Annotated in this window: 18 protein-coding genes; 6 read left to right on the top strand and 12 right to left on the bottom strand. The window is 63.5% G+C overall.

Translation table 11 applies throughout. The features are described 5' to 3' along the window. Positions 1-417: 417 nt before the first annotated feature. Positions 418-1689 (bottom strand): phospholipase D-like domain-containing protein, encoded by a 1272-nt coding sequence (locus C7453_RS10595; RefSeq protein WP_114727512.1) that lies wholly within the window; start codon positions 1687-1689, stop codon positions 418-420. 283 nt (positions 1690-1972) lie between these two features. On the opposite strand from C7453_RS10595, the gene C7453_RS10600 reads away from it, so the two are divergent. Together C7453_RS10600 and C7453_RS10605 are read left to right on the top strand one after the other, a co-directional pair. Further along, the gene (locus tag C7453_RS10600; protein ID WP_114727644.1) at positions 1973-3328 is read left to right on the top strand and encodes an 8-oxoguanine deaminase; all 1356 of its coding nucleotides are present in this window, start codon (positions 1973-1975) and stop codon (positions 3326-3328) included. Between the two features lie 186 nt (positions 3329-3514). Continuing rightward, positions 3515-4540, top strand: a complete 1026-nt coding sequence (locus C7453_RS10605) for an isoaspartyl peptidase/L-asparaginase family protein (RefSeq protein ID WP_211311047.1) — start codon at positions 3515-3517, stop codon at positions 4538-4540. A 46-nt stretch (positions 4541-4586) separates the two neighbouring features. Here C7453_RS10605 and pgm read toward each other — a convergent pair whose 3' ends face one another. Together pgm and C7453_RS10615 are read right to left on the bottom strand one after the other, a co-directional pair. Next, positions 4587-6245: a phosphoglucomutase (alpha-D-glucose-1,6-bisphosphate-dependent) gene (gene pgm / locus C7453_RS10610; protein ID WP_114727514.1), complete on the bottom strand. Its 1659-nt coding sequence runs from the start codon at positions 6243-6245 to the stop codon at positions 4587-4589. Positions 6246-6541: 296 nt separating this feature from the next. After that, positions 6542-7207 (bottom strand): preprotein translocase subunit YajC, encoded by a 666-nt coding sequence (locus C7453_RS10615; protein WP_245948972.1) that lies wholly within the window; start codon positions 7205-7207, stop codon positions 6542-6544. 124 nt (positions 7208-7331) lie between these two features. Here C7453_RS10615 and C7453_RS10620 point away from each other — a divergent pair, with 124 nt between their 5' ends. Beyond that, on the top strand, positions 7332-7685 hold the full coding sequence (locus C7453_RS10620) for an ArsC family reductase (protein ID WP_114727515.1): 354 nt from the start codon (positions 7332-7334) through the stop codon (positions 7683-7685). A 74-nt stretch (positions 7686-7759) separates the two neighbouring features. Here C7453_RS10620 and C7453_RS10625 read toward each other — a convergent pair whose 3' ends face one another. Continuing rightward, the gene (locus C7453_RS10625; protein WP_114727516.1) at positions 7760-7969 is read right to left on the bottom strand and encodes a heavy-metal-associated domain-containing protein; all 210 of its coding nucleotides are present in this window, start codon (positions 7967-7969) and stop codon (positions 7760-7762) included. A 178-nt stretch (positions 7970-8147) separates the two neighbouring features. Beyond that, complete coding sequence (gene hpnR, locus C7453_RS10630; RefSeq protein ID WP_114727517.1) at positions 8148-9689, bottom strand: hopanoid C-3 methylase HpnR; 1542 nt, start codon at positions 9687-9689, stop codon at positions 8148-8150. A gap of 444 nt (positions 9690-10133) precedes the next feature. Between hpnR and C7453_RS10635 the strand changes: the two genes are divergently transcribed. Next, a complete protein-coding gene (locus C7453_RS10635; protein WP_114727518.1) occupies positions 10134-10430 on the top strand; it encodes a hypothetical protein in 297 nt (98 codons plus the stop codon). A 50-nt stretch (positions 10431-10480) separates the two neighbouring features. Here C7453_RS10635 and C7453_RS10640 read toward each other — a convergent pair whose 3' ends face one another. Together C7453_RS10640 and C7453_RS10645 are read right to left on the bottom strand one after the other, a co-directional pair. Continuing rightward, entirely contained in the window at positions 10481-12298 is a 1818-nt protein-coding gene (locus C7453_RS10640) for a cation:proton antiporter domain-containing protein (protein ID WP_114727519.1), read from the bottom strand. A gap of 716 nt (positions 12299-13014) precedes the next feature. Next, positions 13015-14055, bottom strand: a complete 1041-nt coding sequence (locus C7453_RS10645) for an L-idonate 5-dehydrogenase (RefSeq protein WP_114727520.1) — start codon at positions 14053-14055, stop codon at positions 13015-13017. 142 nt (positions 14056-14197) lie between these two features. Here C7453_RS10645 and C7453_RS18955 point away from each other — a divergent pair, with 142 nt between their 5' ends. Then, positions 14198-14437, top strand: a complete 240-nt coding sequence (locus C7453_RS18955; protein WP_170143194.1) for a hypothetical protein — start codon at positions 14198-14200, stop codon at positions 14435-14437. Between the two features lie 136 nt (positions 14438-14573). Further along, entirely contained in the window at positions 14574-16991 is a 2418-nt protein-coding gene (locus tag C7453_RS10650; RefSeq protein ID WP_170143195.1) for a TonB-dependent receptor, read from the top strand. A gap of 54 nt (positions 16992-17045) precedes the next feature. On the opposite strand, the gene C7453_RS10655 is transcribed toward C7453_RS10650, so the two are convergent. From C7453_RS10655 to C7453_RS10675, 5 genes are read right to left on the bottom strand one after another with little or no spacing between them, the layout of a single operon-like run. After that, entirely contained in the window at positions 17046-18023 is a 978-nt protein-coding gene (locus C7453_RS10655; protein ID WP_114727522.1) for an aldo/keto reductase, read from the bottom strand. 17 nt (positions 18024-18040) lie between these two features. Beyond that, a complete protein-coding gene (locus C7453_RS10660) occupies positions 18041-19570 on the bottom strand; it encodes a dipeptide ABC transporter ATP-binding protein (RefSeq protein WP_245948973.1) in 1530 nt (509 codons plus the stop codon). 53 nt (positions 19571-19623) lie between these two features. Continuing rightward, entirely contained in the window at positions 19624-20490 is an 867-nt protein-coding gene (locus tag C7453_RS10665; RefSeq protein ID WP_114727524.1) for an ABC transporter permease, read from the bottom strand. Next, positions 20487-21425, bottom strand: coding sequence for an ABC transporter permease (locus C7453_RS10670; protein WP_211311048.1), 939 nt, complete (start codon positions 21423-21425; stop codon positions 20487-20489). The genes C7453_RS10665 and C7453_RS10670 overlap by 4 nt, the downstream gene beginning before the upstream one ends. Beyond that, a complete protein-coding gene (locus C7453_RS10675) occupies positions 21422-23074 on the bottom strand; it encodes an ABC transporter substrate-binding protein (RefSeq protein ID WP_114727646.1) in 1653 nt (550 codons plus the stop codon). Before C7453_RS10675 ends, C7453_RS10670 begins: the two co-directional genes overlap by 4 nt. Positions 23075-23143: the final 69 nt, after the last annotated feature.

A 23143-nucleotide genomic window follows, 5' to 3' on the forward strand; every position in this document is an offset into this window, starting at 1 on the left:
TTTTATGTCTGAACGGCGGGGACGGGCAGGCGGTTTCACCTCCGTCAGACGATCCGATCCCTGCAGCCCGATCAGCCGTCTATGCCCATTCCTTCGTCCTGCGTTCAGGTGAGCCGGAAACCACGAGCGCCATCAACAGGGCCGCTATCCGATCGGGAGGCCAGTGAGGCGTCCGGTCGAGTATTCCCCTCTTTTCGCTCGAATTCTGCATTGGGTGATGGCCGCGATGCTCCTGGCAATGCTCTTCATCGGCATCATCATGGCGTCGACGGTGGCACCGACCTATCACCGGCTGCTCGATCCGCATCGCCCACTCGGCATCTGTGGTTCGCCAGGTCAATCGACTGCTGCTGCGCGACGATGCGCTGCCATTATGGCAGGCGGCCGGAGCAGCAGGGCGATGGACGAGCCAGCCTCTTAACCCGGCTTGATCGGTGTGTAATGCGTGCCGGGCGAGATCGCGGTGACGTAGGGGCCGGTCCAGTCCCGTGTGAAGATACGGTTCAGGGTCGCGGCCGGGTTGTGACCATGGACGAAGATCGAGGCATCGACAGTGGTGTTGAAATAGCTCCATTCCCAGTTGCCGGTGCCGATGAAGATGGCATCGTCGTCGGCAACGGCATATTTGCAATGCTCGACACGGGCGAAGGGAATGAATCCGCTGCTGGCTTGGGGAACAGTGCTGAATTTCACTTCGATATTCGGCATGGCGGCCAAGCTCTTCAGATAGGACTGCATCGGCTCGTTTAGCGCCCAGTTCGACACGATGATCTGCACCGATACGCCACGGGCCGCTGCATCGCGCAGCGCCGTATCCAGTACAGGCCAATATCCTTTCGGGCCGTAATGTTTCAGAGCACTCAGCGTCAGGACCTGAAGCCGGAAGACATGCCGGGCCGCGTGGATCATCGTGACCAGAGATGGTTCTTCCGCTGTCAGCGAGGTCGGCATCATCATCGGCGGGCTGAAGGCGGGGAAGGCGATCACACTTTCCCCGCCTGGCTCGCGCAGCATGGCCGGGGCGAAACCGGTCGCGATCGGCCGCTCGGCCGGCGGCTGCATGCGCATCTGGGGCAGGGTTCGGCCGCCGCCCAATGCCCACAGTGTGTCGAACGCGCTCTCGAAACTGCCGGCGATGGCAGTGTCCTCGATCGCAGCACCGATCTCGTGGATTTCCTCCAGTGCCCGCCAGTCCCAGTTCTGGCTGCCGACGAATACCTGCCGCCCATCGATGATCATGAATTTGGCGTGCAGTACACCGCCCGTCAGGCGCTGGGTCGGCAGGGTTTCGATCTGGATGTTATGGATGGGCTTCAGCCGTTCCAGAACTGGCGCCGTCTCTTTCAGGAAACTGTCATCCACCACCAGGCGGACCTGGATACCGGCATTGGCGCGTTCGATCAGCGCCTCGATAACGGCGGACATCGCGCGGCCGGGTTTATCGGCAATATAGAACTGCGCCACGTCGATCGTGTGGCGGGCATGACGGATCATGTCCAGCCAGACTGGCTGGGTGCGCGGAACGCCCGGTTCTCCATAGATGCTTTCTTCCGGCACGCTCTCGACGATTCGGAAGGTCGGGGCCGCACTCTCGGCCCATGCTGCGTGGACCGAAAGAGAGAAGGACGCGAGAAGGGCGAGAAGGCCAACCCCGTTCCGAAACCGGAAGGTAGAAGATGTCTCGGCCATATCCTGCTCCAATCATATTCCGGGCAGGGCGTCACGTCGCGCCGTCTCGCCAGTGGCCGGCATTCTGATCATGGGCGGCCAACCCGGCAAGACGGGTCGTCACCCGCGCATACGGAAAATTTGCGAAAAGTCTGGTGATAGTGGCCGCTTACTGATAAAAATGCCTAATCCACGCCCGTTCAGTACCGAAACTTGATGACGATCCGGACTTCGCACCTCCGGGACAGGGCTTCATCGCGACAGGGTGTTCGTCACCCTGACATTCGGTACCGGGGGAGCCGTCATGACGGTCGATCTGCTGATCAGGGATGCTTTTCTTTATATTGATCGCGACTGGGAAGTGGCGAATGGCTGGCTGGCGATCAAGGACGGTCGCGTCCATGGTATCGGCGACCGGGCTGAGGATGCGCCGGCTGCACGATCGGTCATTTCGGCGCGCGGGCGGCTGGTCACGCCCGGACTCGTCAATGCGCATCACCATATGTATCAGAACCTGACCCGGGCCTACGCCCCGGTGACGAACGGCACGCTGTTCGAATGGCTCAAAGGCCTCTATCCGCTTTGGGCCGATCTGGATGAAGAGTCGGTCTATCTCTCGACCTGCGTGGCTATGGTCGAACTGCTGATGGGCGGCTGCACGACCTCCATGGACCATATGTATGTCCATCCCCGGCCATTCCTGATCGATGCGCAGTTTCGCGCGGCGCGCGATATCGGGTTTCGTTTCCACGCCACGCGCGGGTCGATGACGCGATCGGTCGAGGATGGCGGGCTACCGCCGGCCTCGGTGGTGCAGGATGAAGATACGATCCTGGCCGACAGCGAACGGCTGGTGGGGGCCTTCCACGATCCGGCACCGGGTGCGATGGGCCGGGTGGCGCTGGCACCCTGTTCGCTGTTCAGCGTGTCTGAACGGATCATGACGGAATCAGCGCGTCTGGCCGAAAAGCACGATCTGCGCCTGCATACCCACTTGGCGGAAGATCCCGATGAAGACGCCTATTGTGCCGAAATCTACGGCTGCACGCCGACCGAATATTTCGAGCGTGTCGGCTGGGCCAGCCCACGTTCGTGGGTAGCGCATTATATCTACCCCACGGGTGACGAGATCGACCGGCTGGCCCATGCCGGCGTCTGCACGGCGCAATGCCCCTGTTCAAACATGATGATCGGCGGCGGTACGGCCGATGCGATGGACATGCGGCGACGCGGCATGCGCGTCGGTCTGGGGTGTGACGGGTCGGCGTCGACCGATCATGCGTCGATGTGGCTGGAAACCCGCATGGCGATGCTGCTGGGTCGGTTTCGGCATGGTCCGCACGCCATGTCGGCGCGCGATGCGCTGGACATGGCGACGCGTGGCGGCGCCGCCTGCCTGGGCTGGGAGGACGAGATCGGGCATCTGCGGCCCGGTGCCTGCGCCGATCTGGTTATCTGGTCGATCTCCGAGGTCGCGGCTGCCGGTGCGTTAAGCGATCCGGTCGAGGCGTGGCTGCGCTGTGCGCCGGCCGTGGCGGGCACCACCATCATCAATGGAAAGGTGCTGGTGTCGGATGGCGTGCCTGTGCTGGCCAATCTGGGCGACATCCTGCGCGATCATGCGCGGGAGGCGAGGCGGATACAGCGGCTCGGGACGTGAGCAGGGTATCTTCTTTTTTCTGAAGAAAAAGAAGCAAAAAACTTCGCCATTCGGGGCCGTCGTCTGTTCCCCGGCCGAAGGCTCCGGGGCGGATCAGAACAAACGCACATGCGTCTGTTAACGCCTTACGGTCTCTTGTTCGTTTCGCCCCCGATGGTACCGTGCCCCCAGATAGTGAGGTGACAGATGAACGGAAAAGGACACGGTTCAAAGGCTCTTGCGGCAGTCGGGATGCTGGCGGCGGCCTTGTGGTCCGGTAGCGGGGCGCGCGCCGATACGGTGCCGGTAATGGTCATTCACGGTGGTGCGGGAGTGATCAAGGCCGACATGTCGATCGAGCGTCAGCAGATCGTGAAGGCGGCGCTGGGACGCGCCTTGCAGGCAGGGTATGCGGTCCTGAAGGCCGGTCAACCGGCGAAAGATGCCGTGGTCGCCGCGATCCAGGTGCTGGAGGACGACCCGAACTTCAATGCCGGCAAGGGTGCCGTCTTTACGCATGATGGGCATAACGAGATGGATGCCGCGATCATGGACGGGGCAACGCTGCAGGCCGGCGCGGTTGCCGGCGTGTCGCATGTGCGCAACCCGATCACGCTGGCCCGCGCCGTCATGGAGCAATCCAAGCATGTGCTGCTGATCGGCGCGGGGGCGGAGGCATTCGCCCAGAGCCAGAAAATTCCGTTGGTGGATCCTTCCTATTTCTGGACCCAGCATCGGTGGGACCAGTTGCAGAAGGCGCTGAAGGAAGACGCGGCGCACACCCAGCATGCCGACGAGACGACCGACCGCCATTTCGGGACGGTCGGTGCGGTGGCGCTGGATCACGCGGGGCACCTGGCAGCCGGAACCTCGACTGGCGGCATGACCGACAAATTATGGGGTCGGGTGGGCGATTCGCCGCTGATCGGGGCCGGGACCTATGCCAATGCCGGCTGCGCGATGTCCGGTACCGGATGGGGCGAGTTCTATATCCGCACCGTCGCGGCGCACGAGATCTGTATGCGCGTGACCGCGATGCATGAAACTCTGAATCATGCGGCACAGGATGTCATCAACCGCGAAATTCCGGCGCTGGGCGGCGACGGCGGCGCAATCCTGGTCGATGCGCAGGGAAATATCGCGATGCCGTTCAACACCAGCGGCATGTATCGAGCCTGGGTAGGGCGCGACGGCGTGTCGCATGTCGAGATTTTCGGCAACGGCAAGACGTAGGAGGCGTGCCGGTCATTAAGGCCGGCACGCCCATGGTCGACGCTGCTTACGGTGCCGCGTTGGCCGCGAACAGGGCGGATATGGCGGTCGTCGCCTCGTCCTGAATGCGATGCAGATGGTCCTCGCTGACGAAGCTTTCGGCGTAGATCTTGTAGACTTCCTCGGTGCCCGAGGGACGGGCGGCGAACCAGCCATTCTCCGCCACCACCTTCAGCCCGCCGATTTCGGCATTGTTGCCGGGCGCGCGGGTCAGGGTGGCGCGGATTGGCTCGCCACCCAGTTCGTGCAGCCCGACCTGCTCGGGCGTCAGCGATTTCAGCAGCGCTTTCTGTGGTGCCGTGGCCGGGGCGTCGATCCGCGCGTAATAGGGCGTGCCGAGTTCGGCGGTCAGCTTGCGATAGGCGACACCGGGATGGTGGCCGGTGCGGGCAGTAATTTCGGCGGCAAGCAGACCGAGGATGATGCCGTCCTTGTCGGTGGTCCACGCGGTGCCGTCCTTGCGCAGGAACGACGCGCCGGCGCTTTCCTCACCTGCGAAGCCGAAGCCGCCGTCGATCAGTCCCTCGACGAACCATTTGAAGCCCACGGGAACTTCGACCAGTCGACGGCCCAGCCGGGCGGTGACGCGATCGATCAGGCTGCTGCTGACCACCGTCTTGCCCACCGCCGCCTGGCTGCTCCAGCCGGGGCGGTTGGCGAACAGATAGTCGATGGCGGTAGCCAGATAGTGGTTCGGGTTCATCAGCCCATCGGTGCCGGCGACGATGCCATGCCGGTCGGCATCGGTATCGTTGGCGAAAGCCACATCAAAGCGGCTGCCCAGCTCGATCAGGCGCGCCATGGCATAGGGCGAGGAGCAATCCATGCGGATCTGCCCGTCCCAGTCGGCCGTCATGAAAGAGAATGTGGGATCGACCACGGTGCTCACTACCGTGGCGTTGAGGCGATAGCGCTCGATGATCGGCTGCCAATAGGCCACCGCCGCCCCGCCCAGCGGGTCGATACCGATCGCGACATCGGCGGCGCGGATGGCCTCCATGTCCAGCACCGCCCCCAGATCCTCGATATAGGGGGTCATATAATCGTGCCGATGCACGCAGGCAGCCCGCAATGCCTGTTCATACGGAATGCGGCGCACGCCCGCGAGGCCGGCCGCAAGGTAATCGTTGGCCGCGCGTTCGACGATTTTGGTGATATCGGTATCGGCCGGGCCGCCATGGGGCGGGTTGTATTTATAGCCGCCATCTTCCGGCGGATTGTGGGACGGCGTCACGACCACGCCATCGGCCAGACCACTGGTGCGTCCCCTGTTGTAGGTCAGGATGGCGTGAGAGATCACCGGCGTTGGGGTATAGCCGCCCTGGGCGTCGATGAAGGTTTCCACCCCGTTGGCGGCGAAGACTTCCAGCGCCGATTCCAGCGCAGGCTTCGAGATCGCATGGGTGTCGATGCCGATAAAAAGCGGCCCGTTGATACCGGCGGAGGCGCGATAGTCGCACACGGCCTGGCTAACGGCGAGGATATGAGCTTCGTTGAGGCTGGTATGGAATGGCGAGCCCCGATGCCCGGAGGTGCCGAACGCGACGCGCTGGGCAGGGATGGCCGGGTCGGGTTTCAGATCGTAGTAGGCCGCAGTCAGTTTCGCGACGTCGATCAGGCGCGAGGGCGGAACCGGTTTGCCGGCCAATGGGCTGATCGTCACCATTCCTGTGTGTCCTTCCTGTATACGAGACCGTTCCGAGCGCATCGATTCCGGGCCAGACGACCCGAAGGGTCTCCGTCGGGCGCATTCCGGCACACCGACGAACAGGCTCCAGGGCCTGAACGTAGGCGAGCGGACGATGCGCACAGGGCCTGCACGGAAGCGCTGTTTCCGAAACCGTCTCTAAGTGTCGTGCCTCCGTCGCATGCTGGCGTGGCATCATTATGGAGCACGATCAAAACGCCTGCCGAAGCGTCGGGATGCGGCGCGTTACGGCAGGCGCTGGAAAAAACGCGCGATCAGTGGCCGGCGGGGGCGCCGGGCGCGCTGGACGTGCCCGTGCCTTCATGCACGGTGGTCGACGGCGTGATCACGCGGTTCAGCACTTCGAACGACACGGCATCCATCGTCGTCACGTCGACGGTGTCGCCGACCTTCAAGGTCGGCAGCAGGGCCTGCATCGCCTTGGTGTGGACCGTGATCGTCTGGGTTGCGTTGTCGGGGCCGACGGTGGTGACGACGTGATGCGCCGCGTCGACCGCCGCGATCCGCACCCGCTTGCGACGGAAGGAGACCATCATGCCGTGGGGATGGCGATTGGTCACGCCATGCGCCGAGGTCACGGTCGATTCCGGCTGCGGGCTGTCGGCGGGCACGACATCGGCGCCGATGGTCTGGAAGAAGCGGATCTTGATCCGGTCGCCCGGCTGAATATGGGGCAGGCTGTGGGCGGTGCGGGGAATATCGACGGTGATCAGGCTGCCATCGCTGTCGCGCAGCAGTACTTCGCCCGAAGAGGGATCGATCGTCTCCACGGTCGCCTGGGTCACCTGGTTTCCGGTAATCACCGAAGCCTGGGCGTGGGCGCGCAGCGGCATGGCCAGCGCCAGGGCGGCGACGGGCAGCAGCCGTGCCGACCGCGACAGGCGGTTGAGGAGGTGACGTGTGTTTGCGGGTGCCATCATGTCTGTTCCTGCTCTGTCATCCGATTTGGCGCGGCTTTGAAACTGATATTAAGAGACTGTTTTCAAAGTGTCGATGCCGGGCAGCAACCCGGCTCGGTTGCAGTTGGATGAAGAGGGAGGCGACATGGCGCGCTCGGTCACGATTTACGGCATCAAGGCCTGCGATACGATGAAGAAGGCGCGTGCGTGGCTGGACGCGCACGGCGTGGCCTACACGTTTCATGACTACAAGGCCGGCGGCATCGCGCGCCCGGTGCTGGAGGGCTGGGTCCGCCAGGCAGGATGGGAAATCCTGCTGAACCGTTCCGGCACCACGTTTCGCAAGCTGCCCGATTCCGACAAGGCCGACCTGAACGAGGCGCGGGCCGTCGATCTGATGCTGGCCCAGCCTTCGATGATCAAGCGCCCGGTATTGGATGTGGACGGCGCATTGACTGTGGGGTTCAAGCCCGAAATCTACGCCGCCCTATTCGCGTGACTGGAACGGCGCGCCGGAGAAAGTCGGACGTGCCATTCCAGTCAGAGGAGCAGGTTAAAGTGTCGCGGCAACCGTCAGGCCGCGATTTCGAACCCGGCATCCTCGATAGCCATGCGCAGGGCGGCGGGCGAGGTGAAGGCGGGGTCGTAGCTGACCGTGGCCCGGCCAGGCTCCAGCGTGACCTCGGCGGCGGAAACGCCGTCGGTCTGCTCCAGCGCTTTCTTGACCGAGTTGACGCAGCCATTGCAGGTCATGCCCGTGACGTTCAGCGAGAGCGTTTCCATCGTTCTGTCTCCTTGAAGGGGCGATATCGCCACCCTCTCTCAGCTATGCGCTGCCTCGGGCTCGCGCAAGGATGGTTTTCCGCGATCGAGCCCAGCGTTCAAGCCCACCGCGACCGAATGGGCGCGACTCGCAACAGAACGCCCTTGGCATGTCGTCGGTCGCCTGTTCGCAAACCTCTCATTCGGCCGGGGCCGTGCGGGACTCGTCCACGAAGGTCTCGGTCGCGTCGTCGATGGCCCGGCTGCGGCGTCCGGCGGGTGTGTGGATATACAGCGCCTTGCGGTCGATCCGGTCCTCGGCTTCGGGCTGCATGGGCATTTCGTAGCGCGGCTTGCGGCGATGATCGGCCAGTTGCAACTTGGGGTTGAAGACCGAATTGAACTTCCAGATCATGGTCAGGAAGTTGGTCTGCCCGCGCAGCGCCAGGCGCAGGGCGAGGCCCAGCGTATCCTTGATCGCGTTCCAGCCCAGATGTTTCTGGTTGAGCACCTGCTGGGTCTTGACCAGTTCTTCGTAGAATTCCGCCAGCGGCAGGGTGGTGGGCAGCACCGCGTGCTGGATGTCGAACAGGCGATAATCCCGCGTCGTCAGGCGCCGGGCCTCGCGATGCCAGATTTCCGTGCCCGGATAGGGCGTGGTGACCGAGATATTCACGATATCCGGAATTTCCAGGCACCATTGCCGGATAACTTCGAACCGCTGCCGGTCCCATGACGGATCGGCGATGATGTTGATCGCGACGATCAGACCCAGAGAGCGGGCGAATTCAAGGGCTTCGAAATTCCGGTCCAGCGACACCCGCTTGCGGAAATGCTTCAGCCCTTCTTCGTCCACTGCCTCCATGCCGATGAAGATGTAGCTCAGGCCCAGTTCCTTCCAGAACCGGAAGACCTCCTTGTTCCGCAACAGCACGTCGGCGCGGGTTTCCAGGTAATATTCCTTACGGATGCCGCGCCGCTTGATTTCCTCGCCGATTGCCATGCCATGTTCGGCGTGGACGAAAGCCACGTCGTCGACGATGAAGATGCCCGGTTCGCGGATCGCCTCCAGTTCGTCGGCAATCACGGCCGGGCTGGCGGTGCGGTAGGAGCGCCCGTAGAAGGTCCACGCGCTACAGAATGTGCAGTCCCACGGGCAGCCGCGCGCGAATTCAATCGACGCCGCCGGGTCGAGCGTGCCGATGAAGTATTTGCGGCGATGGCGCAACAGGTCGCGTGCCGGGCGGATCGTGTCCAGCGACGGCACAAAGATCGGCGGCGGCCCTTCGCCCGTCAACGTCACCACGCCCGGCACGGTGGTGATGTCACCGCCCTCCTGGCGGGTGTCGAGCAACCGCCCTACAGTGGCGTCGCCTTCACCCTTCAGGATGCAGTCGATCGCCCCCTCGGCCAGTTCCAGGATGTCACGGGCGATGAACGAAACCGAGTGGCCGCCGACGAACAGGAACACGGTGGGCATCCGCGCGCGGGTCTCACGGCACAGATCGACGATCTCCGGCACGTTGGCCAGGTAGTTTCCGGAAAAACAGACGGCGTGGGGGCGGAAATCCTCGATCATGCGCCAGTAGTCGCGGTGGGTTTCCACCTGCAGGTCGATGATCTTCACGTCATGTCCGGCCTGGCGGGCCGCACCCGCAACCAGTTCCAGCCCCAGCGGCTCCAGTCGCAGGAAGACCTTGGTGTACATCAGGGCGCTGGGATGGACGGCGAGTATTCTCATTCTGACACCTCGTTTTTCGCCACCGACGCGTGACGGAATGAAGTGGTGGCCATGTCGAAAGGATATGGCGGTGCGCAGGATAGGGTGTTTGTCGTGGACCGGAATATTTTGTCCCGATGGATCGCGTTTCGTCACCCTGATTGTGGGTAATGACACCTATGCATGAGAGGGATGAAGCCATAATCAGAGCCAGTCCGTCTTTGATTATTGTCGTATTCGCGCGGGAGAACGGTTGGATATTATTGCGTTATAAACGGATCGTCGGCGAATTCATGGAGGCGTGAACGAAGCATGCCGTTCTGTCATGCGCCCGGCGCCCTATCGCGGGCGGACGATCCATGGCAAGCTTATTGGAACAAGGTGTCCCGATATGCGGTCCAGTCAGGCCGTGTCGGACGCGACTCACGGTTATGGACGGTTCCGAAAGGAACAGCGGCGGTCGGAATGAAGCATAAGAACGGAACAGGTCTTGGTTGGGTTGCCGGTGCCGCGATCCTGCTGGCAGGATGTTCGTCGGAAATCGGGCGCCGCCCAACGGATTCCGATATCTCCTGCCTGCGGGCCCAGATGGGCGCCGAACTGAAGCTGAGCTTCCCGCTGGCGGCGAATACCTGCCAGCGCATGACGGACCATAATTTCGTCATCGGCACGAAGAATCCCAAGCCGATCCCGCTGAACCTGCACGGCGCCCCGGACCTTCAGACCCTGGCAGACCAGTACGGCTACAGCTACACCCGCTGACGGCCGGCAACTCCGGCCCTCCTGCGCAGCTTGAGAGAGCGGCAGGACACTCAGCTACCCGGTGAGGTTGCCGGCTGGAGAGCGACATCTGCCGGCAGAAGCGCCGGCGTGGCGTGGCGCAGCCGGTCGATCATCCCGCGGGCAATTTCACGCTCTCCCATAATGACGGTGTCGGCACCCAGCCGCGCAAGATGTTCGACTTCCGCGTCGGAGTGGGCACGCCCGACGATCAGGATCGACGGATTCAGCGCCCGGGCCTGCTCCACGACCTGCCCGGCTTCGAACGCTCCCGGAATGGCGACGACAATGCTCCGGGCTTGCGGGAGATTCGCAAGGCCAAGCACATCGGGCGACGCGGCATTGCCGACGATAACCTCAATTCCCTGGGCCTCCAGTTGCGCAATACTCTGGTCGGCGTCCTCGATGACCAGAAAGGGCGTGCGCGATGCCAGCAGCGCGGCGACGACGATCCCGCCCACCCGCCCGTATCCTACTACCACCACATGACCCGTCAGGGTGGTCGGCAAGACGTCGCCTTCCCTATGCGGTCCCGTCTTCTCCGGTTCGGAGAGCGCTGTTTCGACAGGGAGAACTGATGCGGGCGAGAGCGGCCCGGTCGCGGCCCGAATGAGCCGGGCTTCAAACGCAGGTTTGAGGATACGCTCGCAGAAAGCAAAGCTCAGCGGGTTCAGGATGATGGAAATGATGGCGGCTGCCAGCACCAAGCTACGCCCCTCTTCCGGCAGTAGCTTAAGCGTGACACCCATATCGGTGAGGATAAAGGAAAACTCGCCGATCTGTGCCAGACTGGCCGATATGGTAAGCGCGATCAGCGCCCCGCGCCGAAAGGCTATGACAATCAGAAACGCGGTAATCGACTTTGCGACCAGAATGATCGCAAGCGTTCCCAGCAGGGGGAGCGGGCTTTCGATGAGTGCCCTTGGATCGAACAGCATGCCGACCGATACGAAGAACAGGACGGAGAACGCATCGCGCAGCGGCAGGCTCTCCTCCGCCGCACGCTGGCTGAGTTCGCTCTCCGACAGGATCGTGCCGGCGAAAAAGGCGCCGAGCGCCAGCGAGACCCCGAACACTTTCGCCGCGCCGTAAGCCGTGCCGAGCGCGATGGCCAGCACGCCCAGACGAAACAACTCGCGGGAGCCGGTATACGCAATCCGATGCAGCAGCCATGGAATAAACCGGCGACCGATCAGCAGCATCACCGCCACGAAAGCCCCCAGTTTCAGCACCGTCAGCGCGAGCACGCCACCCAGTCCGGGATCGAAGCCCAGAAGACGCTCCATGAGCCGCACCAGCGGATCACGGACGCCGCCGCCATGCCCTGCGGTACTTGCAAGGGCAGGGATCAGCACCAGAGCCAGGACCGTAACCAGGTCCTCGACAATCAACCAGCCGACGGCAATCTGGCCGCGTTCCGTGTCGATCAGGCGCCGCTCCTGTAGCGCCTTCAGTAGCACGACGGTGGACGCGACCGAGATGGCCAGACCAAAGACGACGCCGCCAGCGGAAGACCACCCCATGGCAATGCCCAGCACCCAGCCGAGCACCGTGGCAACACCGATCTGCGCCAGCGCCCCCGGGATGGCGATAAAACGCACCGCCAGTAATTCTCTCATGGAGAAATGCAGGCCGACACCGAACATCAGCAGGATCACGCCCAGTTCAGCCAGTTCCGGCGCCAGGGATTGATCGGCCACGAAACCGGGCGTATGCGGCCCGACGAGAACCCCTGCGACGAGATAGCCGACAAGCGGCGGCATGCGCAGGCGGTTGGCGATAGCGCCGAAAATGAATGCAAGAACGAGCCCCGCCACGATCGTGGAAATCAGGGGGGTGTCATGCGGCATGGCTGATTTCTCCGGACGGATGTCGGAACAACGGCCCGCCCCCTACCTGGGATCGGGAAGAGAGAGTTTTTATTTTGAATGATTACTGCCGCGGTCAGATCCGGCTGGTGCCCACGGTCATGACGCGCTGAAAGGCGCAATCGGTATGGCGCAGGACGGCAACTCTACCGGGAAGATGAACTGTAGCGCCGTGAAACCCTCGCGCACTGGCAGGCTTTTCTCGGCCGGGACTGGCTCGTGGGCGAAGAAGGCGAGGAGCAGGCGATGTCAGGCCGGTGACCAGAATCGTGATCAGGGGGCTGACATATGGCATGGGCCGGGAACTCCTCTTTCAAGGTATGACAATGGCTTGTCCCCGTGTCGGGAGCACTCGATTTTTTAAGATGTTTTCGAGATGTTCGGTCCCCTGCCCCAGCGATATTTGTCGGACGAGCTGCCTAAAATATCAAAGTGTTAAAGCGCGTTGGCCTGCGGATGATAGGCGACAGGCCCGAAGACGGGCGTGCCGGGCGCGATGAAACACGCAGGTAGCGGAGAATAGGGCGGAGAAAAGAAAAATGACGTCAGGATAATAATTCTCAAAGAAGATGACTTTGGAATTGCGCTTATCGACGCAATGCTACCCGTGCCGGAGAGGGTGCTGCCTGCGGCCCGGCGGCGTATGGGCTTGGCAGTCGTCGTTTCAAAGCATGTCAACGGTCACGGGATTTTCATGTTTATCCGGCTATATCAAAAAGTACTTTCGAGGCATGTCGCCGGTCGATGGATGTCGTGAACGCCTCGTCGAATGCCGACAGCCCGAACCGATGGGTCACCAGCCCCTCCGCGATCCAGGGGTTGGTTGCCAGCAGGGCGAGCGCGGTGCCGAATTCCGCGTCGAAGCGGAATGACCCGCGATAATCCAGTTCCCGCGCGATGATCTGGCCGAGCGGAATGCCGACATCACCGGGCGGAAACATGCCGACCTGCACCAGAATGCCGCCCTTGGCGGTGCAGGCGATCGCCGTCGGCAACGCGCTGGCGGCTCCCGAGGCTTCGAACACAACGTCATGATCCGCCCGATAGGGCGTCGCAGCGGTGTTGATGACGGATGTGGCGCCCATCCGGCGGGCGATCGACAATGGAAAATCCTGAAGATCGGTGGCGACGATCGTCTCCGCGCCGGCGATCTTCAGCCCGGCCACGATCAGGGCGCCGATGGGACCGGCGCCCTGAACCAGTATGGTCCTGCCACGGACCTCTCCCGCGCGGGCAATGGCATGCAGCGCAACCGACAGTGGCTCGGCGAGGCAGGCGCTGCGAACGTCCAGGCCCGGCGGCAGCGGGTGGATCTGACTGGCGGCCACGGTCATCAGGCGCCGGAAGCCGCCATCCGTGTGGGGCAACATGGCGGCGCTGCCCAGAAAGCGCGTATCGCTGCACAGATGCCGCAGGCCACGCCGGCATTCGGGGCAGTCTCCACAGGGGCGGGCCGGATGAATTGCAACCGGCCCGCCCTGTACCAGCCCGCTTACGCCCGGACCCGTCCGTTCGACGAAGCCCGAGATTTCGTGGCCGAGAATCATGGGCTCGCGCAAAACGGAGGCACCCACTCCGCCATGTTTGAGATAATGCATGTCGGAGCCGCAGATCCCACCCCATGCGACCCGCACCGTCACCTCGCCGGTTCCAGGCGCAGTGACGGCTACCCTGTCCAGCCGCAGATCCTCCTTGGCATGGATCACCAGTGCTTCAGTTGTATATGCAGTGTCGGACATCGCGGCTGTACCCTGTTGTAAGAAAGGATTGCGTCCCTGTGCAGGAATGAGAAGGGTCGGGAAGTTCGAGGCAGGTCGGCCGTGTCGGGTGAATGATTTGCGGCCGGTCCGCCTGATTGCTAACGCCCGAACGGCTTGCCGGATGCCAGGCATCGGACCCCGCCTGGCCGTCCATGCGGAGGCGCGGGTGAAGCAGACCGTTCTGCCGGACAGCCCCGCGATCCACGGCGCCCATCTGCACAACCGGCGTCGCGCGCTGGTGACGGTCACGCCCGAACTGGAGCATGTGCGAAACCGCGATCTGCCGCGTCCGCATCGCCGGTGGCGCGGCGGCATCGAAGGTCGTGAGAGAGTGCCAGTGCGAAATGCGCACGGGGGCTGATTCGAAAGGTGTTTCCGGACGGACACAGAGCGGCAGATTCGCCTGCGGGTCGCGACGTGGTGACGCGCGGGGCGTTCATTTCGTCATAAATAGGCGCTTCGTGCGAATCTGCCGGGAAGCAGGGAAGGGGATAGGATTGTCGTCGAGGTTCGTTGTCTTTCTGTTCATGGCCGCTACGGCGCTTTCTACCGGTGAGGCCTCGCGCGCCTGGGCCCAGGCGGCGATAGGGCAGGCTCAGCCTGCGACCCACCCGGTGGCGGCAGCTTCACGTCCAAAGACGGAGAGCATTACCGTCACCGGCAGCAACCCGGTGGAAAGTGCCGATGGCGTGACAGGCCGGGCACCGGGCGGCGGGATGATGAGCGAGCAGACCGAAGCCAAGGCGATCACAACCGTGGGCCGTGACTTCATCGCCAAGCTGGCACCGATCACTTCGGCTGCGCAGATGATCCAGTTCGCGCCGGGCACCAATATCGCCTCGTCCGACCCGTTCGGTCTGTCGGATCAGACGTCGATCAATGTTCGCGGCATGAACCAGTCGGAACTCGGCTATCTGTATGACGGTGCGCCGATCGCCGACATCTCGGCCTACGACCCCTATACGTCGCAATGGGGCGATACCGAGAACTACCAGGAAGTGCAGCTCTCGCAGGGAACGTCGGACATCAATGCGCCACTGGTCAGCGCCACCGGCGGCCAGATGAATATCAGGACGGTCGATCCGTCGCATGCATTCGGCGGTCTGGTCGATTACTCTTACGGATCGCACAAGACCAACCGTGGATTCATCCGCGTGAACACGGGCGATATCCTCAATACCGGTGTGCGCGGCTATATCTCGTATTCCAATGCGACCTTTGGCACCTGGCGCGGCCCCGGCCGGGGGCAGCGGCGGCATATTGATTCCAAATTCATGAAGGAATGGGGGCAGGGAAACTCGATTTCCTTTGTCGAGGCTTATAACGAGAACAACCAGCCGACCTATGCCCCGGTAACCGCCCAGCAATGGCGGCAATCGGGCAACAGTTTCAATTACACAGCAAACCCGTTCGAAACGAACGAAGCCGGCAGCTATTGGCCGACCGAACTGGGCGCGTGGCGCAGCCTGATCCTGGTCGCGCCGATGCATTTCACGCTGACGCGCGACCTGTCGCTGCACATCACGCCCTATCTGTATTGGGGCAGTGGCGGCAGCGGCATGGGCCAATGGGACATGCCGGTCAATCAATATAATCCTTCGACCGGCCAGAATGAGAATCTGGTGCTGCCCTATCCCGGTCTCGCCTATGACGATTCGGGCACACAATCTTTCCATGGCGATGGTTATTACCTGATGCGGGAATATCATCCCGGCATCACCGGCCATCTGGATTACAAGGCAGGTCGGCATCAGACGATCAGCCTCGGGGCATTCTACGATTATTATGACGATGCCGAAGTCACCAATATCAGCCAGTTGGGGCCGAATGGCGATCCGCCGAACATATGGGGTTCCTACGGGCTGAAATTTCCCAACGGGTATGAATATAACCTGTTCCTGAACTACCACATGATTACGCAATCCATCGGATTATATGTCAGCGATTCCACATCGTGGCTAAACGATCGGCTGAAGCTGAACGCTGGATTCAAATATGTCATGATGAATCGGGCGGGTACCAATAATTACGACAACGCGGTGCCTTATGCCGTGGGTACGAACTACGCCACGCCGCTGCCGCGCCTTTCAGGCAGTTACCGGATCGACGATCATAATCAGGTCTTTTTCGACGTCGCGACGAATTTTCGCATGCCGACGACCAATTCCTATTTCTCGGGCGTGCCGGGGAACAGTATGGGCATCGGCGGGTCGGTCAAGCCGGAATTCGCGATTTCTGAGGAACTCGGCTACCGGCATTTCGGTCTGTACAATCTGACGATCAATCTGTTCAACTACAATTTCACCAATCGCAACATTACCACCAATACGATCGTCAACGGCAGTTCTTTCGGCGGGGTTTCGATGAATGCCGGCGGCCAGACGGTGCGGGGCGCGGATATCGAGTTCGGTCTGCGCCCGTGGCATCATTTCAGCCCTTATGTGTCGGGCGAATATCTCTATGCCCGCACCGACAACAACCTGCCGGCGATGGCGGATAACGGTGCGCTCGATTACCTGCCCTCTGCTGGCAAGCGGGCGCCGATGGCCCCCGAATGGACGACCAGCGCCGCCCTGAGTTACGATGATAGCCATCTCTTCGGCAATTTCATGTATCGCTGGATCGGCCGTCAATATTCCGATTTCATGGATCAGGAATCGCTCCCTGCCCACGGCCAGATCGACATGACGCTGGGCTATCGCCTGCCGGACATGTGGCACCTGAAGCATCCGCAGATCCAGCTCAACATGTATAACCTGGCTAGCTGGCATTACCGTTCGGGCATTCAGAGCCTGTCGAACAATACCAACCCGACCATGGGCGTGCGTGGCAACATGATCGATTCCTCCGGCGCCCCAGCCTATCTGATCGCCAGCACGTTCGCGATGATGGTAACGGCCACGACCGGATTTTAGGAAAGCGGGACATACGCGCCGAGATTGCCGCCGCGCGCATGTCCACGCTGCTTCTCAGAAGCCTGCGATGGGGTGCGGGATATAGGGTTCCTCCAACGCTGCGATCTCACCACGATCCAGTATCAGGTCCAGCGCCGCGAGCGCGTCGTCAAGGTGGCCGGGCTTCGAGGCTCCGACGATAGGGGCGGTGATGCCGGGCTTTTGCAGCAGCCATGCCAGCGCCACCTGGGCACGAGGTACGCTGCGCGCCTGTGCGATGCGGCCGACCGCATCAATCACCGTGCGGTCGGCGGACTGCGTCTGGTCATACAGATTATGCAGCACGTTGTCGGTTTCCTGCCTGTTGGTGCGCTCGCGCCAGTCGCGGGCCAGCAGGCCGCGCGCCAGCGGGCTCCAGGGTAGGATGCCGACACCCTGGTCGTGGCAGAAAGGCAGCATTTCGCGCTCTTCCTCGCGGTTCAGCAGGTTCAGATGGTCCTGCATGCTCACGAATTCGGTCCAGCCATGCTGGCGGGCGGTGTAGATCGCCTTGGCGAACTGCCAGGCGAACATCGACGATGCGCCGATATAGCGCGCCTTGCCGGCCTTCACGACGTCATGCAGGGCTTCCAGCGTTTCCTCGATCGGCGTGTGCGGGTCCCAACGATGGATCTGGTACAGATCGACGTAATCGGTGCCCAGCCGGCGCAGGCTGTTGTCGATCTCGGCCAGGATGGCGCGGCGCGAGAGGCCCGAGCCGTTCGGCCCCGGACGGGTGCGGAAAAACACCTTGGTCGCCAGAACCACATCTTCGCGGCGTGAAAAATCGCGGATCGCGCGGCCCACGATTTCCTCTGACGAGCCGTCGGAATAAATGTTGGCAGTGTCGAGGAAATTGATCCCGGCTTCCAGCGCCTGACGGATCAGGGGGCGGCTGTGTTCCTCGTCCAGGGTCCAGGAATGGTTGCCGCGATCGGGCTGGCCGTAGGTCATGCAGCCAAGACAGAGGCGCGAGACCTGGAGGCCGGTGCGGCCCAGTCGGATATAGTCCATGGAATGATCTCTTTCTCTCAGGCGGCCGAAAGGTCCTGTGCGGCGTCCAGCAGGGTGCGGGTAAAGGTGTGGCGGGGGGCGGTCAGAATCTCCGCCGCCGGACCGGCCTCGACGATCCGGCCAGACTGCATCACCAGCACATCGTCACACATCCGCCGGATGACGCCCAGATCGTGCGAGATGAACAGATAGGCCATGTTCAGTTCGCGCTGCAATTCTTCCAGCAGGTCCAGCACCTGGGCTTGCACGGAAACATCCAGCGCCGAAACCGGTTCGTCGCACACGATCAGCGCCGGCCGGACCGCGACCGCGCGCGCGATCGCCACCCGCTGCCGCTGGCCGCCTGAAAGACTGGCTGGTCGTCGCGCCGCGATCGACGCAGGCAGACGCACGCGGTCCAGCAGAGTGGCGATGGCGTGGTCGTGATTGCCGGCGACCGATAGTGCGTCCGCCAGGATTTCCCGCACCGTCCAGCGCGGATCGAATGAGCCCAGCGGGTCCTGGTAGATCATCGCGATTGCCCTGCGCCGCGGGCGGCGATCCCCTTCCGGCACTCCCTGCCGCCCGCCTCGCACCCATCGTTCACCCATGAAGATCACCTCGCCTGCATCGGGCTGCGTCAGGCCCATGACGATGCGCGCGGTGGTGGTCTTTCCCGAGCCCGATTCCCCGATCAGGCCGAGCGTGCGACCGGGATGGAGGCTGAATCCGACATCGGACAGGATGCGCCGCGCAACGCCGTCGGGGCCGCGCCGGTTGAGCGACAGGTCGCGGGCGGTCAGCAGTGGAGCCGTCTCAGTGCCATGTTGCGCGGTGGCGCGTGGCGGGTGGCGCACCGGGTCGGCGTCGAGCAGCGTCCGTGTATAAGCATGGACGGGGCGGCCAAGAACCTGCGCGGTCGCACCCTGTTCCACCACGGCCCCGTGATGCAAAACGATCACATGGTCGGCCAGACGGGCGACGAAGCCGAGATCGTGGCTGATCAGCAGCAGGCCGGTGCCATTGTCGCGCAGTCGCCCCAGCAGGCGCAGGATCTGGGCCTGCACGGAGGGGTCCAGCGCCGTGGTCGGCTCGTCCGCGATCAACAATGGGGGGGACAGCGCGATGGCGCTGGCGATCAGTGCGCGCTGGCGCAGGCCGCCGGAGAGTTCGTCAGGGCGCTGGCGAGCGCGGAGGACCGGATCGGGAATACCTACTTGTTCCAGCAGGTTATGCACGCGCTCGTTACGCCCGGCCCGCGTGCCCCATTTGTGGGCGGAAAGGGATTCGGCGATTTCCCGTCCTACGGGGCGTAGCGGGTCCAATGCCACGAGGGCATCCTGCAGGACCATGCCGATGTGGCGTCCGCGCAGCGCGCGCCAGTCGCGTGACGACAGGGTGCGGAGATCCTGCCCGCCAAGCGATAGCCGGCGGGCCGAGACGCAGGCCCGTGGTCCGGCGAGGCCGATCAGGCTGCGGGCGGTGACACTTTTACCCGACCCGGACTCTCCGACCAGCGCCACGACCCGGCCCGGTTGCAGGGTGAAGGACAGGTCCTGGACAGCCACGTGCTCGCCTGTCGGCGTAGGGAATGAAACCGAGAGATTTTCAACCTCCAGAATCATGATCCACGTCCCTCGATTGCACGTTGCAGGGCGCGGCCGGCGATCGTGGTGGAAAGCATGGTCACGACGATGGCGAGGCCGGGGAAAAAGGTCATCCACCACGCCTCGGCGATGAAATCGCGGCCCATCGACAGCATCGTGCCCCATTCCGCCGCCGGGGGCGGGGCACCCAGCCCGAGGAAAGAGAGTGCGGCCGACCATACGACGGTTTGCCCCACGCCCATGGTGGCGGTGACGACCAGAGGCCGGAAGGCATTGGGCAGGATGTGCCGGACGACGATGCGCGCCGGGCTGTGACCAAGAGCCCGCGCGGCCTCGACATAGCCCGCGTCGCGTACCGACAGCACCTGGCCGAACACCATGCGGGTATAGCCGGCGGCGCTGCCGACCCCGATCGCGACGATCAGCGGGCCGATGCCGCTTCCTAGCGTCGCGGTGCACAGCAGCGCCAGCACCAGCACGGGAAAGGCGAACAGGATATCGATCAGCCATCGCACGCCCTGTTCGGCGATGCGGCCGCCCAGACCGCCGATCAGCGCCAGAATGGTGGCGATGCTCAGCGACAGCGCGATGGCGCCGCAGCCCAGCGTCAGGGATTGCCGGGCGCCGTAGATCACCCGCGCCAGGATGTCGCGGCCGGATTGGTCGGTGCCGAACGGATGGGCCATCGATGGGGCGTGGAAGGCCTCACGCGGGGCGATGGCCAGCGGGTCGGTGTGGATGAGCAGGTGCGGGGCCAGTGCGGCTATGGTCAGCAGGACCAGAAACAGGACTGCTGCCGCTGGGCCGAGATGGCCGGGGCGCGGCAGACGGCGCCGAAAGGACAGGCGGTCCACAGAGGGGGCGAGGGACAGGCTGGTCATGGGCGCGTTCCCTTCAGTCTGGGATCGACGAGGGCGATGAGTGTGTCGGCGGCGAGGCCGGCCAGGATGTAGGTCAGCGCGATGAACAGGACGATGCCGGAGACCAGCGGCATGTCGTGCGTGGCGACGGAGAGGAACAGTTCGCGCCCCAGCCCCTGTCGCGAGAAGATGATTTCGATGGCCACAGCATTGCCGACCAGCGCGCCGACCGCCCACGTCGAGAGGCTGATGCAGGGCAGGAGCGCGTGTCGCAGGGCATGGCGCAGCCGGACCGCGCCATCGCCCAGACCGCGTGCGCGGGCGGTGAGGATAAAAGGCTGGTCCAGCGCCAGATCAAAGGATTCGCGCATCACCTGGGCGATGAAGCCGGCCAATGGAATGGCCAGCGACAGGGTGGGCAGCACCAGTGCCGGCACGCCGTGATTGCCGGCCGGTGGCAGCAGGCGCCACTCAAAGGCCAGACCCCACAGCAGCAGGATGCCGAGCCAGAATTGCGGCAGCCCGGCGCCGATCGTCTCCAGCGTCGAGGCAATGGCCCCGACCGTGCCGCGGCGGGCGGTCGGGACGACTGAGAGCAATGCCAACAGCCATGCCACCACCAGAGATGAGGCCATCAACGCCAGGGTCGGGGGGGCCTGTGCGCGCAGCACCGCGATGACCGGCATGTGCTGCGAGAAGGACTGGCCGAGATCGCCGCGTGCGATGCGGGCGATATAGAGGCCGTATTGCACCGCAAGCGGGCGATCGAGCCCGTATTCGTGGCGGGCGGCGGCGATGGCCTCTGGCGTGGGGTTGGCCGAGGCACCGCCGAGAATGGCGGTGACCGGATCGCCCGGTGTGAGGTGCAGGGCGGCGAAGGTCAGGCTGGCGGCTGCCAGCAGCACCAGCAGGCCACCCAGCAGGCGCCATGCGGCGCGGTGGAGAAGGTGGGTCATCGCGTCACCCATGCATCGTAAAGGCTGGTCACGTTCAGCGAGGGTTCGAGCCGCACGTCATGCACCGCGCGCGACAGGGCGAGGCGGGTGCTCTGCGGATAGGTCGTGATTTGCAGGAAGTTCTGTGCCGCAATCGTCTGGGCTTGCAGATACAGCGCGCGCCGTTTGTCCGGGTCGGTGGTCAGCAGGGCGTCGTTTACGATCTGGTCGAAGGTGGGATCGCTGAAACCCGCCTCGTTCTGGTGGTGGCCGCCGACGCCGGCGGCGCCGAGAAAAGCGGAGGAAAAGACGATGCGCAGCACGTCGGCGGTGTTGGTGTTCCAGTAGCCGATGCGGACGTCGTAATCCCAGTGGCCCTCGCGTTCCTGGATCGACGTGTCGTCGCCATTCTCCAGCCGAACGTCGAAACCGGTGGTGCGTGCCGTGGCCTGAACCTGTTCCCACAGCGTGCGTTCGGCGGCGGAAAGCGAGGCCTTGAGCGGGATGTGGACAACCAGTGCGTGCCCGTCTCGGGTGCGGATGCCGTCCTCTGTGCGGCCGGTCCAGCCGGCCTGGTCCAGCAGGGTGCGCGCCCGGTCGGGGTCGTAATCGGCGTGATGTTCGAAGGTTGGGCTATAGAAAGGAGTGGTCGGGCTGAGCGGTCCGCCGGCGCGGCGGTAGTGGTGGAAGAAGACGCTGGCCAGCGCGCCGTCGATGTCGGCGGAGCGGATGAAGGCCTCGCGCACCCGGATATCGTCGAAGGGCGCGCGCTTGATGTTCAGCGTGCCGTTTGTAGGATTGCCGGGACGGTCGGCCATCAGCAGCCATAGGTCGGGATTGCGCTGTGCCGGGGTTTCGGCCTCGGGCGGCAGGGAGTCGATGACATCGACCTCGCCGGCTTGCAGGGCGGCGAAGCGCACCGAGGCTTCGGGGATAATGCGCCATTCGATGCGGTCCAGGCGCGCCGGGCCGGTGTGGAGCGCTGTGGGCGGGCCCCAGCGATAGGCCGGATTGCGCTCCAGGACGATCTGGCTCTGGTGGTCCCAACGCACGATGCGGAACGGGCCAGATCCGACCGGATTCTGGCAGTTTTCGTCGCGCGGGCGGGCCAGGGCGCGGGGGGATTCGATGCCGAGGAAGCCCTGGGCCAGCACTTCGAGGAAGGCGGCATAGGGCGTTTTGAGATGCACCGCGGCCGTGTAGGCATCGATGATGTCGGTGCCGGCATATTGCTTGATGTAGCCGCCGGCGGTGCTGGATTGGGTGTGGGGATCGACCATGTGATCCAGGTTTGCGCGCACGGCCTCGGCGGTGAGTGGCGTGCCGTCGGTGAAGGTGACGTCGTGGCGCAGGTGGAAGATGTAGGTTCGTCCGTCCTCCGAGACCGTCCAGTCGGTGGCCAGCCAGGGCAGGATGTGGCCTGAACTGTCCATCGCCACCAGCGAATCGAGATATTGTTCGGCCAGGAAGACCTGCGGCATGTCGCCCTGCACGTGCGGGTCCAGGCAGATCGGTTCGCGGTCGGTCGCGTAGATCAGGGTGCCGCCCTGGACCGGTTCGTGCGCCTTGGCGTGGGAATCGTGGCGGCGGCACCCCGTTGTGGCCAGCAGCAACGCGGCGGCGCCCAGCCATAACGCGTGGCCCGAGATGCGGCGGAGGGGAGGAGGCATCGACATGCTTTCGGGGATGAACCGCTAAAAAATATCGTTAATTTCGTCCGGACTCTGACGATATTTATC

Origin of the sequence: Gluconacetobacter liquefaciens (assembly GCF_003350405.1) — a bacterium.
In the GTDB taxonomy this organism is placed as follows: domain Bacteria; phylum Pseudomonadota; class Alphaproteobacteria; order Acetobacterales; family Acetobacteraceae; genus Gluconacetobacter; species Gluconacetobacter liquefaciens.

What these genes read in the sequence shown, in the direction of transcription:
- C7453_RS10595 (WP_114727512.1), bottom strand. Translation starts at nt 1,689, where the DNA reads ATGGCCGAGACATCTTCTACCTTCCGGTTTCGGAACGGGGTTGGCCTT.
- C7453_RS10600 (WP_114727644.1), top strand. Translation starts at nt 1,973, where the DNA reads ATGACGGTCGATCTGCTGATCAGGGATGCTTTTCTTTATATTGATCGC.
- C7453_RS10605 (WP_211311047.1), top strand. Translation starts at nt 3,515, where the DNA reads ATGAACGGAAAAGGACACGGTTCAAAGGCTCTTGCGGCAGTCGGGATG.
- pgm (WP_114727514.1), bottom strand. Translation starts at nt 6,245, where the DNA reads ATGGTGACGATCAGCCCATTGGCCGGCAAACCGGTTCCGCCCTCGCGC.
- C7453_RS10615 (WP_245948972.1), bottom strand. Translation starts at nt 7,207, where the DNA reads ATGATGGCACCCGCAAACACACGTCACCTCCTCAACCGCCTGTCGCGG.
- C7453_RS10620 (WP_114727515.1), top strand. Translation starts at nt 7,332, where the DNA reads ATGGCGCGCTCGGTCACGATTTACGGCATCAAGGCCTGCGATACGATG.
- C7453_RS10625 (WP_114727516.1), bottom strand. Translation starts at nt 7,969, where the DNA reads ATGGAAACGCTCTCGCTGAACGTCACGGGCATGACCTGCAATGGCTGC.
- hpnR (WP_114727517.1), bottom strand. Translation starts at nt 9,689, where the DNA reads ATGAGAATACTCGCCGTCCATCCCAGCGCCCTGATGTACACCAAGGTC.
- C7453_RS10635 (WP_114727518.1), top strand. Translation starts at nt 10,134, where the DNA reads ATGAAGCATAAGAACGGAACAGGTCTTGGTTGGGTTGCCGGTGCCGCG.
- C7453_RS10640 (WP_114727519.1), bottom strand. Translation starts at nt 12,298, where the DNA reads ATGCCGCATGACACCCCCCTGATTTCCACGATCGTGGCGGGGCTCGTT.
- C7453_RS10645 (WP_114727520.1), bottom strand. Translation starts at nt 14,055, where the DNA reads ATGTCCGACACTGCATATACAACTGAAGCACTGGTGATCCATGCCAAG.
- C7453_RS18955 (WP_170143194.1), top strand. Translation starts at nt 14,198, where the DNA reads ATGCCAGGCATCGGACCCCGCCTGGCCGTCCATGCGGAGGCGCGGGTG.
- C7453_RS10655 (WP_114727522.1), bottom strand. Translation starts at nt 18,023, where the DNA reads ATGGACTATATCCGACTGGGCCGCACCGGCCTCCAGGTCTCGCGCCTC.
- C7453_RS10665 (WP_114727524.1), bottom strand. Translation starts at nt 20,490, where the DNA reads ATGACCAGCCTGTCCCTCGCCCCCTCTGTGGACCGCCTGTCCTTTCGG.
- C7453_RS10670 (WP_211311048.1), bottom strand. Translation starts at nt 21,425, where the DNA reads ATGACCCACCTTCTCCACCGCGCCGCATGGCGCCTGCTGGGTGGCCTG.
- C7453_RS10675 (WP_114727646.1), bottom strand. Translation starts at nt 23,074, where the DNA reads ATGCCTCCTCCCCTCCGCCGCATCTCGGGCCACGCGTTATGGCTGGGC.